Here is a 14,383-nt window from a genome sequence, read left to right as displayed (position 1 = left end):
AACTCCTTTGGCTTTTTTGCGGTCTCACATTTATGCGGATTTTCTTTTCAAAGCGGGTCTCGTTAAAGAGAATACAGCTAACGCGACAGCGATAATGACAATCAAACCGCCGCACCAGGCTGTTGCTGTGACTGAACCGGTTTGTCCGATCACGCCGCCGCCGATGGCTGACCCGAGCGCGATGCCGATCTGCAAAGCGGACGTGTTGAAGCTTTGCTGAATATCGGAAGACTCAGGCGCAATTTTGATTAAATAGCTTTGCTGCGCAGGCGCAAGGCTCCAGCTGAGCAATCCCCAGATCACCATCGCAGGCAGGAAAATGATTAAAGAAACCGTTGTCAGCGGAAGAATAAACAGGATCAGAGCGAAAGAAACGGTCACAAGCATGATGCTTTTAAATGCTCCTAAACGGTCATACAGCCAGCCTCCGAACGGGCCGCCGCATACCGCTGACAGACCGAACAAAAAGTAGCATACACTGACCCAAACGGAACTCAAATGAAGCGTTCTTTCCAAAAAAGGCGCAAAGTAGGCATAGAGTGTGTAATGCCCCGCCAATGTAAACAAGGTGACAAGATGTGCGCTGGCAATTTTGGCGGTCCCGATCGTCTTGATCTGCTCACGAAACGGAATCATTTTTTCAGCAGGTATTTTTTCGAAAAAGACGCTGATGATCAGCATGGAAACGAGAGATAATACGCCGATTCCCAAGAACAGAACGCGCCATCCGAAGGCATTGCTGATGATAATGCCGACAGGCACGCCTAAAGCGATTGCGGAGCTGAACCCCATGAAAATGATGCCGATCGCCCGCGCTCTGTATTCAGGCGCCACGATTTTAGGAGCAATCGTTAAAGAAAGGACGACAATCAGCCCTGTGCTCATGGAAGCGAGCACCCGTGACACCATAAGTACGGCGAAATTGGGACTGAAATAAGCCACCAGATTACTTAGGAAGAAAATAAACAGTGCGATTAAATAAAGCCGCTTTCGTTCAGCCTTTGCCGTCACCGCCAAAAGCAGCGGGCCGGATACCGCGTAACCGAGCGCAAACACGCTGATCAGCTGCCCCGCGCTGACGATAGATATATCTAAGTCGGAAGCGATTTGCGGAAGAATACCGCCCACAATTAATTCAACCAATCCGACTGCGATGGTAGATGCTGCAAGCAGAAATACTTTGAAATTCATGTACAGATACTCCTTTTTTTATTTTTTAGAAAATAAAAAATCCTGATTACAAAAAGTGTACGGGACAATTTTTGTAATCAGGATTTTACGGTTCCTGGTAGACACCCTCAAACCATATCATTGAGGTTATACAATGTATGCAATATTCGGTTGTGTCCGTTTCTGCAAAAAATTCTACCATAATAGTGAGGGAGATTCCATAGAAAATTCAAGGAAATCCTTTCATTTTCAATATCGGCGGCTGTAACGTCATTGATGAAGCCGGGAAAAAAATTTATGATAACCGTAAGGAGTCTATACAGATCAAACATTATACAGCCGGAGGAAACCGATGAATAAGTACGAAAAAATCGCCAACGAAATGAGAAAGAGGATTAAAAGCAGTGTATATGACATAGATCAGCCGATCCCGGATGAAAAGACGCTCGCTGCGGAGTTCGGGTGCAGCCGGATGACAATGAAGCGGGCGCTTGATACACTTGCGGCTGAAGGGATGCTTTTCAGAAAAAGAGGGCACGGCACGTTTATCATTCAATCAGCCATGCAGGATGAGCACGTTCACGTAGTCAGCAACGAAATTCTCGGCTTGAGCAATTTGTTAAAAGGAAAAAATATCAAGAGCAAGGTCATCCGGTTTGAAGTGCAGTTTCCGTCTCAAGATGTCGCCGCACATTTGGCCATCGATGAAAAGACTCCCGTCTATTATGTAGTAAGGCTCAGAATTGTTGAAGGCGAACCGTACGTTCTTGAAAAAACGTACATGCCGGCGAGCCTTATACCCGGCATTAATGACGAGGTGCTCAACCATTCCATCTACGATCATATTACGCGGGAACTCCAGCTCAAAATCGCAGGCTCACACAGAAAAATCAGAGCGTGCAAGTCGGATGATATGGATCAGCAATATCTCGGCTGCCGGCCGGATGACCCGATACTTGAAGTCGAGCATGTAGGCTTTTTGGACAACGGCACTCCCTTTGAATATTCATTTTCCCGCCACCGTCATGACAAGTTTGTCGTGACCTCAGTCAATATAAAACGTTCATAAAAGCGCCGAAGAGTGAGAGAAAAACTCACTCTTTTTTTGTTGCCGCTGATTTACATCTTCGCTTCTTTTATGTTATATTACCCAATGATAGAATCATCCTACAAATTTCAGAGGTGTTTTGATGGAGATATCCAAAACAAGCAGACTGTCGCTCGTAGAACAAGTGGTGACGCAAATTGAATCGTTAATTCAATCGGATAAATGGCCGGTCGGGACGCGCATTCCCCCTGAGCTGGATTTAATGAAGCAATTTGATGTGAGCCGAAACACATTGCGTGAGGCCATTCGGGCGCTCGTACATGCCGGCCTGCTTCAGACAAGGCAGGGGAGCGGTACGTATGTCAGCTCATCCAGTGTTCTCGGCGCGGCATTTTACCGCCATATTAAAAAATCAAATTTGCTTGAAACATTAGAAGTCAGATACGCACTCGAACGAGAAGCTGCGCGATTGGCGGCGGAAAGGCGTAATGACGAAGACCTGAAAGCACTGAAGGCATGCTTGGATGAATGTGAAGCGGCCTTGCAAAATGAAGATCGAAAACGGTATGCCGAGGCTGACATTAAACTGCACAAAACCATTGTACAGGCGGCCCATAACAACATGCTTTCTGATCTTTACGAGCATATGACGGAGGCGCTTTGTGCGTCAGTCCATAACCTGTTGGAAATCACCCCTGCTATACGGATCCACACCCAGCTTGCCGCCGCGATTATCGGACAGAAACCGGATCAGGCCATGGAGGCCGTCAACCAATACATCACAGTATTTAAAGATACAATACACATGGAGGATGAACATGAAAATTAAAGACGAACATCAAATTCTGCAAGCAAGTCAGCGTAAAAAACTGATATTGCTGGTCATCGGAGTCATATTGATAGGGGCCAACCTCAGAGCGCCTCTGACATCGGTCGGGCCGCTCGTTTCCTCAATTCGGGACAGCCTCGGCATGACCAATGCGGCTGCCGGCACCATTACGACAGTGCCGCTTTTGGCATTTGCATGTCTGTCACCGTTTGTTCCTTTATTGTCCCGGCGCTTCGGTACCGAGATTGTCTTACTGTCATCATTAATTGTCCTGACAGCCGGAACTCTGCTGCGCTCCATCGCCGGAATCGGCACTCTCTTTTTCGGAACGATTCTGTTGGGATTGTCGATCGCCGTATGCAACGTCCTGCTGCCGAGTCTCATTAAACATAAGTTTCCCGGAAATTTAGGCATCATGACCGGCGTCTACTCGGTTTCTATGAATCTGTGCGGCGCGATTGCATCCGGAATCAGCGTGCCGATCGCCTCTTCAGCGGGGTTAGGCTGGAAAGGCGCGCTCGGCTGCTGGGCTATCCTTTCTTTCATTGCGTTTGTCATGTGGATTCCGCAAATGCGAGGACGCGAACTGCCCGTCCGCACGACTGGGACAAACGGAGAGAAGAAAAGCAGTCTGCTGCGGTCTCCGCTTGCTTGGAAGGTGACGATGTTCATGGGGCTGCAATCCCTTATTTTTTACACCGTCATCGCTTGGCTGCCGGAAATTCTTCAGCAGAATGGTCTCAGCTCAAGTAAGGCGGGATGGATGCTTTCATTAATGCAATTCTCAGTCCTGCCGATTACTTTTATCGTGCCGATCGCTGCCGCTAAAATGAAAAATCAGCGCGCACTCGCCGGACTGACGGCTTTATTTTTCCTTATCGGCATTGCCGGCGTTCTTTTCGGAAGCCCGGCTCTCACTCCGCTATGGGTCATTTTGATCGGAATTGCGGGAGGATGTGCGTTCAGCTTGGCGATGATGTTCTTCAGCCTGCGGACCCGGCATGTTCATGAAGCCGCGGCGCTTTCCGGCATGGCTCAGTCATTCGGATACCTGCTTGCCGCGTTCGGGCCGCTCGTATTCGGTTTGCTGCATGACATCACGCACGGCTGGACGGTTCCGTTATTCATGCTGATCGCAGTCTCCGTTCTGATTTTTATTTTCGGAGTCGGAGCGGGAAAAGCAGAACAGATCAAAACAGCATAAAAAAACAAAGGGCCCGTTTAGGGTCCTTTGTTTTTTATTTGAAAAGCTGTCTCAGGCCGTCACGCTGTCAGTTTTAAGCCGATGACACCGATGAGGATAAGCCCCAGAGACACCAATTGTGACAGATTGAATTTTTCTTTAAACCAAAGTATGCCCACGGCCGAAACGCCGATGCTTCCCATGCCGGTCCAAGCCGCATACGCGACACCTGTGGGAAGAACCTGCATCGCTCCGGAAAGGCAAAAGAATGAAAGCATAAAGCCTGTTACCATGACAATCAGCGGCCACTTTTTTTTAAAACCGTCAATATGTTTCATGGCAACGGCCGCTACAACTTCCTCCGCTCCGGCAATAAATAACAGCAGCCATGCCATTAATGTTCACCCCTTGTTTCAGTTTCTTTCGTAAATACCTTCATTCCTAAAATGCCGGACAACAGCAAAGCCAAAAAGAATATTTGCCCGATTGAAAACGATTCACCTAAAATGACGCCCGTTACATATGTGCCGACGGTGCCTATTCCGACAAAAACGGTATATGCGGCAGCCATCGGAATTTTTTTATAAGAGCGGATCAGCATCAGAAAGCTGACGGCAATCAGAAGGAAAATACCAATCCAATCAAAGAGCGAATCCGCATGCTTCAGGGCGGACGCCCAAACTACTTCTAACAGTCCGGCTATCAATACAAGCAGCCAATACATGATACAGTCACCTCAGTTATGAATGAATGTCAGTCATTTTTACGGCGGTCAAAAATGATCGGTCTCCGCCAATCATTTCTGCAAGCTTCTTTTGAGAAAGCTGAATATTTCTTTTTTATATACTTCGAGATCGACATCCTGTTCACAGCCGATATAAAACCGTTCAGCCGCGTTCTCGACAACGTTGATAATCGTTCTGGCCGTCCATCTGACATGAATGCCGCTGTGGACCTCACCCTGTTCAATGGCCGTATTGATCACGCCTTCCAGCCAGGAATAATAAGGCTGATAAATGGCTTCCCATTTCTCCATTGAATGATCAATGGCAAGACCGGAATAACAGAGAACGATAATATCTTTATGAAGCCGGGTGATGTGAAATGTCTCATCTACCAAAATGTCCAGCAACGTCCAAAAATCTTCAGAACCGTCCGCTTTCCCTTTTATTCTGTCCAGCGTAGTGTCGAGCAGGTTTTCTGCAATCGCGGATATCAGTGCGTTTTTAGAAGAAAAATATAAGTAAAACGTACCTTGGGCCGTTCCGGCTTTTTTGACGATTTCTGAAATGGATGCTTTGTCTAATCCTTTTTCAGAAATGACTTCAATCGCGGCTTGCAGGATCTTTTCGTATTTTCCCGAGCTTTGTTTTGCCAATAGAGGGGTTCCTCCTTTTATGAATGACTGTCATTCATTTTATCGCATGTTCTCTTTTTTGTCATCCCTTAAAATAAAAATACCGGAAAGAAGACCATACTTCTTTCCGGCATTCGTCATTTATCACTGTCGATCATAGCCTTCGGCAGACCCGTATATTTTGCCCAGTAATAAATACCGAGCGAACCGATGGCGATCAGAATCAGGTCAAGCGGATTGCTGATAATGCCCAATCCGTGGCCGAACGAGCCGAGATAGGAGAAAATCAGCATCATGACATAAAAGCCGACGATCCACCATGCTGATTTCAGCTGCTGCCGTATGCTGACATCATCTTTGGGAGCATATTTACTGAAACAGAGATAGATCAGAAACATGACAATTTGAGAACCGAGAAGCCAGGATACGGTGCGCCATCCGGACCAATATACAATATAAGAGGTAAAAATAAACGACAGCGGCCCGATGATGCTCATCCCTTTTAAATAAAACGGTCTGTTAATATTCTTCGCGTTGACTCTCAGCGCCGCTGAAGAAATCGGCGCAATCGCATAAGACAGAATCAATGCGACGGAGCATACGTTGACAAGAGCGTTCCAAGAAGGGAAAGGAAGCGTCCAAAAAACAGCCAGACCGAACGAAAGCCAAAGGGAGGCGCGCGGTGTCCCGGTTTCTTTATTGACTTTAGAAAAAATGCTGAATAATGTTCTGTTTCTGGCCCAGGCATAGACGAGACGTGAAGTCGTATTCATAAAGATATTTCCGTTACCGCCCGGTGATAAAATCGCATCTAAAATGACCAATGTCGCCAGCCACCCCAAACCGAGCAAAACGGCGATATCTTTGAACGGAAGGGAGAATTCAGTCCCGATAGCCGGCCATCCGTGCTTCAGGGTATCCGCCGGGATCGCCCCTATAAAAGTGAGCTGCAGCACGGTGTAAATAATAGTAGACACGATAATACAGACAATCAATGCGATCGGAATGTTCCGCTTCGGGTTCTGCACTTCACTCGCGACAGCCACAATCGGATGCAGCCCAAGATATGCAAACATGACGCCGCCTGTGGAAATCGCGGCCTGAATTCCGGTGAAACCAAAAGGCGAGAATCCGTGAACGGTCATATTGCCCGGGTGAAAATGAAAAATCAGTACCACAATTACCGTAATCGGTACGACATATTTAAAAATCGAAATAATGAAGTTTGCTTTCGCAAAGGTTTTGACACTCCAGTAATTGAGGAGGAAGAACAGGCAGAGCAGCGCAAATTGCAATATCCACCCGGCAATTGTCGGAGAATCGGAGCCTTTTACGGTCAAACCGGGAAACCAATACGCCACGTATTGGCGGACTGCCGTGACTTCTATAGAAATAAGACTCGTGTATGCCACAATGGTGACAAAGGAAATTAAATATCCGACGAGGTGTCCGTGTGAATATACGGGATACCGGATAATTCCCCCGGTCCGCGGCAGCGCGGCGCCCAGTTCGGCATAAACCAAGCCGATCAATAAGATGATTCCCCCGCCGATCAGCCAGGAAAAAATGCCTGATGGGCCCGCTTTAGAGGCGACGTTACTGACGGCAAACAGCCATGCCGAACCGAATATGGCTCCCATGCCGATTAAAATAAGATCAAAAAGTGACATAGTTTTCTGGAAGTTTCCTTGCTTAGACATTCGCTGCCTCCTTAAAAAAGACATTGTTCTCTTTACATAATTCCCATTATCATTCAAACATACCCAGCCGGCCGGCTGGAAAATTAGGACAACTTTCGAAACGAAGTATGTACAGCAATGTGCTCACATTATAATAACGGCCGTATGGCAAGATCTCCCGGCTTATATTCCCCGTTTTAAACAAATTCAAACCTCATATTCAGAAAAACAAAAAACGCCCGAAACAGGCGTTTTTTGTTACAAGTTCATATCTTTCAGTCCGGGGCTGTGCTCATTCGGAAGCTCAGGAAGTTCCGGCACGGGGAAACCTTTAGGAGGCTCGGACACACTTAATTCGCCGCCGTTTCGGCTCGGCGTCGTTCCCTGCAGAATTTCTCCGATCCGTGTCGGATCCAGTCTGAAATTAAATTGAGTATTATGATAACCCATCTCAACGAATTTCCGGCATTCCGGGTATTTTTCAATATCATAATTCGGCACGGGAAATAATTTGCCCCATTCGACACCCAGTGTTTCCAACGCTTTTGTAAATGCATTTTGATGGGCGTTGTCACGGACAATCAGAAAACCGAGTGTTTCTCTGAACGTCTGATTTGAACTCATTTCATAAATGCGTGTCTTTTGCAGCACGCCGGTTGATTCCAGCACGACATTGTCCAATAAATCGGAAATCAGATTCCCGTGGTTGTATACCCAAGAACCGTTCCATGGATTGCCGCCGGCGTCTACAGGAAGAGAACTTTGCGCTCCGATGATAAAATGGTGCGGATTGGCGTGTTTAACTGCTTCGTCAAGCGGCGCCTGATCTGCCGCCTGATTTCCGGGGCCCTCAGCGCCGCTTTCGTCGAGCAGCGCATTGATCGTATGCTGGACAAGCTCAACGTGTGCGATCTCTTCTAAAAATACACCGCGAAGCAGGTCACGGAACTGTTTTTCTTTTCCTCTGAAATTAGAGCTTTGGAAAAAGTATTGCATCATCGTCCGCATTTCTCCGTAGTGCCCGCCTAAAATTTCCTGAAGCACCTTGGCCGCGGCCGGGTCCGGCTTGTCCGGTTTAATGATATTGATCAGCTCTTCTTTGTAATAATACATAAACAGCGCCCCCTGAAAGAAGTTTTCGGTTCTTCTGTTAGTGTCTTTGCAAAGTCAGTTTTTATGTATCGGCATCAAAAAAAGGACGGAAAGCGTGTCCGTCCTTTTGTGTTAAGCCTCAACCGCTCCGCGAAGTTTCGTGTTGACAAGCCCGTTCCATCCTTGATCCATCGTACTGTGAATCTCGGAGCTTTTCCGATTGACTTTATTGATGACGGCTTCCGGCTCTTTCCATCCGCCGTGAATGAGAGTGAATTCCGTATCTCCGCTTTCCGTTTCCTTTAAGACAAAAGAAACGATCCAGCCTTCCGTATCCCACGAAAAAGAAAGGCGGTACGGCGCTTCAATATCCAGCAGCTTGCACGGAGACGGACCGAACGGAGATTCCAGCTGAAACTCACTGTCTTCTTGAGGTGTGAAATCATTCGGCATAAACCAGAGAGACAGGCCGTCCGCAGTGGAGACCGTATCCCAGACAACTTGTATCGGCGCCTTGAAAACGGCGGTATGAATAATGTCCGGTAATGGCTGATTGCTGCTGTTATTGTTTTTGTTATCTTTGTTTTGTTTATCAGACATGATGCGTAACCACTCTTTCGCTGTTTTTACTTTTGATCATACTACACGGGGCAGGACATTTGAAAACAAATCAAACTTATTTTATGCTTTTCCAAAGCCATTCAATTCATTTTAAGGAGACGTAGTAATGACAGATCAATTTAAAGCGTTAGTAGTCGATCAACGTGAAGACCGGTTTTCAGTCAGCGTACGGGAGCTGGCGGTTCAGGACCTTCCCGAGGGTGAAGTGCTGATTAAGGTTTGCTACTCAGGGGTGAATTATAAAGACAGCTTGGCTGCCATTCCTGACGGCAAGATCGTAACGTCGTACCCTTTCGTCCCGGGAATTGATTTAGCGGGAATCGTCGTTTCCTCAGATGACGCCCGTTTCAAAGAGGGGGATAAAGTCATTGCGACAAGCTACGGCATAGGTGTTTCCCGCTTTGGCGGTTATAGCGGGATGGCCCGCATTCCGGCAGATTGGATCGTGCCGCTGCCTGAAGGTCTGACACTTAAAGAAGCCATGACGATCGGAACCGCCGGCTTCACTGCCGCATTGTCCGTCCAGCGTCTTGAAGAAAACCATGCCGCTCCTGAAAAAGGGAAGGTGCTGGTGACAGGAGCGACAGGCGGCGTCGGAAGCTTTGCCGTCTCCATTCTTTCAACCTTAGGTTACGAGGTCGAGGCCAGTACGGGAAAAGAAGACGAAAGCGGCTATTTGAAGAGCCTCGGAGCAAAGACGGTCATTCACCGTGACGAAGTGTATAACGGCACGTTAAAACCAATGCAAAAACAAAAATGGGCAGCGGCCGTCGATCCGGTCGGAGGTGAGCCGCTTGCTTCAGTTCTCAGTCAGATTCAGTACGGCGGATCAGTTGCTGTGAGCGGACTGACAGCGGGAACGAAACTCCCGGCTACAGTCTTTCCGTTTATATTGCGCGGCGTCAGTCTCTTGGGAATCGATTCCGTATTCTGTCCGATGGAGACAAGAAAGAAAACATGGCAGCGTTTAGCTGATGACTTCAAGCCTGCAGATCTGGAGGCCTTTATTCAAAAGGAAATTACACTTGAAGAGCTGCCGGATACGCTTCCTGCTCTTTTAAAAGGAGAAGCGAGAGGAAGAACGATCGTTACAATAAACGAAGAATAAATCAAAAACCCCCCAATCAGCAGTTGGGGGTTTTCAATATATAATCAATTATTTATTGAGAAGAGATTAACTATTGAGTATATCGTGGAAATGAGCCGATTAAAAACACAAATTGGTTATATATAGGTAATATAAAGGTAAGTTATAAAATTTTCTGAAATATTTATTGACTGAAAGCGCTTTTAAAATTATGATAATAACATAAATGCCAATAATATCATTATAACTTCACTACAAAGTAACTATAAAATAACAATTTGACGAGAGGGGAGAGCGGATAATCACTATAAATGATAACGCTTTCGGATTATTTTCTTCTTATATAACTGTTTTGGACGGTCAGAACTTGTATGCAGACGTTATAGGTGCAAATATTGATAACTGAATATTCCGATATTATCTCTATGTAAAAACTAGGAGGATTTGAAGATGAATAAAAATAGCAGCCAGCATTCATTTTTGAGAACCATCATTTTAGTATCGACGTTCGGGGGTCTGCTTTTCGGCTACGATACAGGTGTAATTAATGGGGCGCTGCCGTTTATGGCGGAAGCTGACCAGCTTAATCTTACCGCTTTGACTGAAGGGATGGTGGCGAGCTCCCTGCTCTTGGGGGCTGCGATCGGAGCAGTTTTCGGAGGGAGATTGTCGGACTATAACGGCAGACGTAAAAATATCCTTATCCTTGCCGTTTTGTTCTTTGCAGCGACGCTTGGATGTACACTGGCGCCTAACGTATCTGTTATGGTCATCTCCCGTTTTCTGCTGGGGCTTGCCGTCGGGGGAGCATCCGTAACCGTTCCGGCGTATTTGGCTGAAATGTCGCCGGCGGAAAGCCGAGGGAGAATGGTTACCCAAAATGAATTGATGATTGTAACAGGCCAGCTGCTTGCCTTCACGTGTAATGCTATTATCGGCAATGTGCTTGGTGATACCTCTCACGCCTGGCGTTATATGCTCGTTATCGCGGCTCTTCCTGCGGTATTCTTGTTTTTCGGTATGCTGAGAGTTCCTGAAAGTCCGCGCTGGCTGGTTTCTAAAGGAAGAAAAGAAGATGCTCTGCGCGTTCTCCGGCGAATAAGGAATGAAGAGAAAGCGAAGTCTGAGCTCGCTGAGATTGAATCTGCCTTTCATAAGGAAGCTGAGATGGAGCAGGTCGCCTTTAAGGATCTTGCCGTTCCGTGGGTGCGCCGCATTGTGTTTGTCGGGATCGGAATTGCGGTAGTGCAGCAGCTCACCGGCGTGAATTCAATTATGTATTATGGAACTCAAATTTTAAAAGATGCCGGTTTCGAGACAAAAGCCGCATTAATCGGCAATATCGCTAACGGTGTGATTTCGGTGCTCGCGACTTTTGTAGGAATATGGCTTCTCGGCAAAGTCGGCCGCCGCCCGATGCTGATGACGGGGCTGATCGGAACGACTGCGGTGCTGCTTTTGATCGGAGTTCTGTCTGTCGTGCTGAAAGGATCGCCCGCTCTTCCTTATGTGGTTCTTTCATTAACAGTCACTTTCCTTGCGTTTCAGCAGGGGGCTGTCTCTCCGGTGACCTGGCTGATGCTGTCGGAGATATTCCCGCTTCGATTGCGGGGACTTGGTATGGGGGTCACTGTCTTCTGCCTCTGGATCGTGAACTTCCTTGTGGGTTTCACTTTTCCGGTCCTGCTCGCAAACATCGGATTGTCTGCAACCTTCTTCATTTTTGTCTTGTTAGGGATAGCGTCCGTTATATTTGTGAAAAGGTTCCTTCCGGAAACGAAAGGTCTGTCGCTCGAACAGCTTGAACAAAACTTCCGTGCTTATGAAAAAACAGATCGTAATAGCGCGGAAGCCAAGGTGAGCGGGTAATCTGAATAGACGCGGGGTTCCTGGGAATCCTGCTTTTTTATTTATTACATAGAAGGGAATAATAAGTGAGAAAAAAGTTTCGTAAAAGTGTTGACCTAATTTAAAGTGCATGGTATATTATTAGACGTCGCTGATGAACAAAGCGATAACGACAAATGAGAAAATGATCTTTTGAAAAAAGACTTTACAAATTCTCGAAAGCGTGTATAATAAATGAGGTCGAGAAAAAGACTTTGAAAAGAAATAAAAAAAACACTTGACATCATAACTGATTGGTAGTATGATAGTTAAGTCGCCTGATAAGCGCCCGTAGCTCAATTGGATAGAGCGTTTGACTACGGATCAAAAGGTTAGGGGTTCGACTCCTCTCGGGCGCGCCAATTCAAACGCGGGTGTAGTTTAGTGGTAAAACCTCAGCCTTCCAAGCTGATGTCGTGAGTTCGATTCTCATCACCCGCTCCATTATAATGATATTTGAAAACTAAACAAGACAAAACGTACCTGTTAATTCAAAGTTTTAAATAAATCGCACAGCGATGTGCGTAGTCAGTCAAACTACTTTATCGGAGAGTTTGATCCTGGCTCAGGACGAACGCTGGCGGCGTGCCTAATACATGCAAGTCGAGCGGACAGATGGGAGCTTGCTCCCTGATGTTAGCGGCGGACGGGTGAGTAACACGTGGGTAACCTGCCTGTAAGACTGGGATAACTCCGGGAAACCGGGGCTAATACCGGATGGTTGTTTGAACCGCATGGTTCAGACATAAAAGGTGGCTTCGGCTACCACTTACAGATGGACCCGCGGCGCATTAGCTAGTTGGTGAGGTAACGGCTCACCAAGGCGACGATGCGTAGCCGACCTGAGAGGGTGATCGGCCACACTGGGACTGAGACACGGCCCAGACTCCTACGGGAGGCAGCAGTAGGGAATCTTCCGCAATGGACGAAAGTCTGACGGAGCAACGCCGCGTGAGTGATGAAGGTTTTCGGATCGTAAAGCTCTGTTGTTAGGGAAGAACAAGTGCCGTTCAAATAGGGCGGCACCTTGACGGTACCTAACCAGAAAGCCACGGCTAACTACGTGCCAGCAGCCGCGGTAATACGTAGGTGGCAAGCGTTGTCCGGAATTATTGGGCGTAAAGGGCTCGCAGGCGGTTTCTTAAGTCTGATGTGAAAGCCCCCGGCTCAACCGGGGAGGGTCATTGGAAACTGGGGAACTTGAGTGCAGAAGAGGAGAGTGGAATTCCACGTGTAGCGGTGAAATGCGTAGAGATGTGGAGGAACACCAGTGGCGAAGGCGACTCTCTGGTCTGTAACTGACGCTGAGGAGCGAAAGCGTGGGGAGCGAACAGGATTAGATACCCTGGTAGTCCACGCCGTAAACGATGAGTGCTAAGTGTTAGGGGGTTTCCGCCCCTTAGTGCTGCAGCTAACGCATTAAGCACTCCGCCTGGGGAGTACGGTCGCAAGACTGAAACTCAAAGGAATTGACGGGGGCCCGCACAAGCGGTGGAGCATGTGGTTTAATTCGAAGCAACGCGAAGAACCTTACCAGGTCTTGACATCCTCTGACAATCCTAGAGATAGGACGTCCCCTTCGGGGGCAGAGTGACAGGTGGTGCATGGTTGTCGTCAGCTCGTGTCGTGAGATGTTGGGTTAAGTCCCGCAACGAGCGCAACCCTTGATCTTAGTTGCCAGCATTCAGTTGGGCACTCTAAGGTGACTGCCGGTGACAAACCGGAGGAAGGTGGGGATGACGTCAAATCATCATGCCCCTTATGACCTGGGCTACACACGTGCTACAATGGACAGAACAAAGGGCAGCGAAACCGCGAGGTTAAGCCAATCCCACAAATCTGTTCTCAGTTCGGATCGCAGTCTGCAACTCGACTGCGTGAAGCTGGAATCGCTAGTAATCGCGGATCAGCATGCCGCGGTGAATACGTTCCCGGGCCTTGTACACACCGCCCGTCACACCACGAGAGTTTGTAACACCCGAAGTCGGTGAGGTAACCTTTATGGAGCCAGCCGCCGAAGGTGGGACAGATGATTGGGGTGAAGTCGTAACAAGGTAGCCGTATCGGAAGGTGCGGCTGGATCACCTCCTTTCTAAGGATTTTAACGGAATATAAGACCTTGGGTCTTATAAACAGAACGTTCCCTGTCTTGTTTAGTTTTGAAGGATCATTCGATTCTTCGAGATGTTGTTCTTTGAAAACTAGATAACAGAAGTAATTCACATTCAATTAGTAATGCAAGATATCACGTAGTGATTCTTTTTAACGGTTAAGTTAGAAAGGGCGCACGGTGGATGCCTTGGCACTAGGAGCCGATGAAGGACGGGACGAACACCGATATGCTTCGGGGAGCTGTAAGCAAGCTTTGATCCGGAGATTTCCGAATGGGGAAACCCACCACTCGTAATGGAGTGGTATCCATATCTGAAT

12 protein-coding genes, 2 tRNA genes, 2 rRNA genes and 1 riboswitch (1 of these 17 running past the window's edge) are annotated in these 14,383 nt (G+C 47.5%); of the genes, 9 read left to right on the top strand and 7 right to left on the bottom strand.

Annotated elements, in window-relative coordinates; translation table 11 throughout:
- Positions 1-30 precede the first annotated feature (30 nt).
- Positions 31-1,191, bottom strand: a complete 1,161-nt coding sequence (locus tag SB24_RS06785; RefSeq protein ID WP_007409299.1) for an MFS transporter — start codon at positions 1,189-1,191, stop codon at positions 31-33.
- A 54-nt stretch (positions 1,192-1,245) separates the two neighbouring features.
- A riboswitch (purine riboswitch) is annotated at positions 1,246-1,345 on the bottom strand.
- A gap of 177 nt (positions 1,346-1,522) precedes the next feature.
- On the opposite strand from SB24_RS06785, the gene SB24_RS06780 reads away from it, so the two are divergent.
- The 3 genes from SB24_RS06780 (at position 1,523) to SB24_RS06770 (ending at position 4,251) form a co-directional block, all read left to right on the top strand.
- The gene (locus tag SB24_RS06780) at positions 1,523-2,239 is read left to right on the top strand and encodes a GntR family transcriptional regulator (RefSeq protein ID WP_007409298.1); all 717 of its coding nucleotides are present in this window, start codon (positions 1,523-1,525) and stop codon (positions 2,237-2,239) included.
- 121 nt (positions 2,240-2,360) lie between these two features.
- Positions 2,361-3,047, top strand: a complete 687-nt coding sequence (locus tag SB24_RS06775; RefSeq protein ID WP_007609773.1) for a FadR/GntR family transcriptional regulator — start codon at positions 2,361-2,363, stop codon at positions 3,045-3,047.
- Positions 3,037-4,251: a CynX/NimT family MFS transporter gene (locus SB24_RS06770; protein ID WP_012116961.1), complete on the top strand. Its 1,215-nt coding sequence runs from the start codon at positions 3,037-3,039 to the stop codon at positions 4,249-4,251. Before SB24_RS06775 ends, SB24_RS06770 begins: the two co-directional genes overlap by 11 nt.
- A gap of 59 nt (positions 4,252-4,310) precedes the next feature.
- Here the strand turns inward: SB24_RS06770 and SB24_RS06765 are convergent, their stop codons facing one another.
- The 6 genes from SB24_RS06765 to SB24_RS06740 form a co-directional block, all read right to left on the bottom strand.
- On the bottom strand, positions 4,311-4,625 hold the full coding sequence (locus tag SB24_RS06765) for a DMT family transporter (protein ID WP_003156024.1): 315 nt from the start codon (positions 4,623-4,625) through the stop codon (positions 4,311-4,313).
- On the bottom strand, positions 4,625-4,954 hold the full coding sequence (locus SB24_RS06760; protein ID WP_003156023.1) for a DMT family transporter: 330 nt from the start codon (positions 4,952-4,954) through the stop codon (positions 4,625-4,627). The genes SB24_RS06765 and SB24_RS06760 overlap by 1 nt, the downstream gene beginning before the upstream one ends.
- A 72-nt stretch (positions 4,955-5,026) precedes the next feature.
- Positions 5,027-5,608: a TetR/AcrR family transcriptional regulator gene (locus tag SB24_RS06755; protein WP_039252532.1), complete on the bottom strand. Its 582-nt coding sequence runs from the start codon at positions 5,606-5,608 to the stop codon at positions 5,027-5,029.
- A 116-nt stretch (positions 5,609-5,724) separates the two neighbouring features.
- Complete coding sequence (locus SB24_RS06750; protein ID WP_039252530.1) at positions 5,725-7,287, bottom strand: APC family permease; 1,563 nt, start codon at positions 7,285-7,287, stop codon at positions 5,725-5,727.
- Positions 7,288-7,524: 237 nt separating this feature from the next.
- On the bottom strand, positions 7,525-8,379 hold the full coding sequence (locus SB24_RS06745; protein WP_007409292.1) for a manganese catalase family protein: 855 nt from the start codon (positions 8,377-8,379) through the stop codon (positions 7,525-7,527).
- Positions 8,380-8,490: 111 nt separating this feature from the next.
- On the bottom strand, positions 8,491-8,958 hold the full coding sequence (locus SB24_RS06740; protein ID WP_020955414.1) for an SRPBCC family protein: 468 nt from the start codon (positions 8,956-8,958) through the stop codon (positions 8,491-8,493).
- Between the two features lie 127 nt (positions 8,959-9,085).
- On the opposite strand from SB24_RS06740, the gene SB24_RS06735 reads away from it, so the two are divergent.
- From SB24_RS06735 to SB24_RS06710, 6 genes are all read left to right on the top strand, one after another.
- Positions 9,086-10,087 (top strand): NADPH:quinone oxidoreductase family protein, encoded by a 1,002-nt coding sequence (locus tag SB24_RS06735; protein ID WP_007409291.1) that lies wholly within the window; start codon positions 9,086-9,088, stop codon positions 10,085-10,087.
- A gap of 429 nt (positions 10,088-10,516) precedes the next feature.
- Positions 10,517-11,935 (top strand): sugar porter family MFS transporter, encoded by a 1,419-nt coding sequence (locus SB24_RS06730; protein ID WP_015416941.1) that lies wholly within the window; start codon positions 10,517-10,519, stop codon positions 11,933-11,935.
- 303 nt (positions 11,936-12,238) lie between these two features.
- Positions 12,239-12,315, top strand: a tRNA-Arg gene (locus SB24_RS06725).
- An 8-nt stretch (positions 12,316-12,323) separates the two neighbouring features.
- Positions 12,324-12,397 (top strand) — tRNA-Gly (locus SB24_RS06720).
- A gap of 98 nt (positions 12,398-12,495) precedes the next feature.
- Positions 12,496-14,045: ribosomal RNA gene (locus SB24_RS06715) — 16S ribosomal RNA — on the top strand.
- A gap of 175 nt (positions 14,046-14,220) precedes the next feature.
- Positions 14,221-14,383 (top strand): 23S ribosomal RNA (locus SB24_RS06710); it runs 2,767 nt beyond the window's last position.
- Together the 16S and 23S rRNA genes with 2 tRNA genes alongside form the textbook arrangement of a ribosomal RNA operon.

Source organism: Bacillus sp. Pc3 (assembly GCF_000815145.1).
Taxonomy (GTDB): domain Bacteria; phylum Bacillota; class Bacilli; order Bacillales; family Bacillaceae; genus Bacillus; species Bacillus velezensis.
This window is presented reverse-complemented; position numbering and strand designations above follow the sequence as displayed.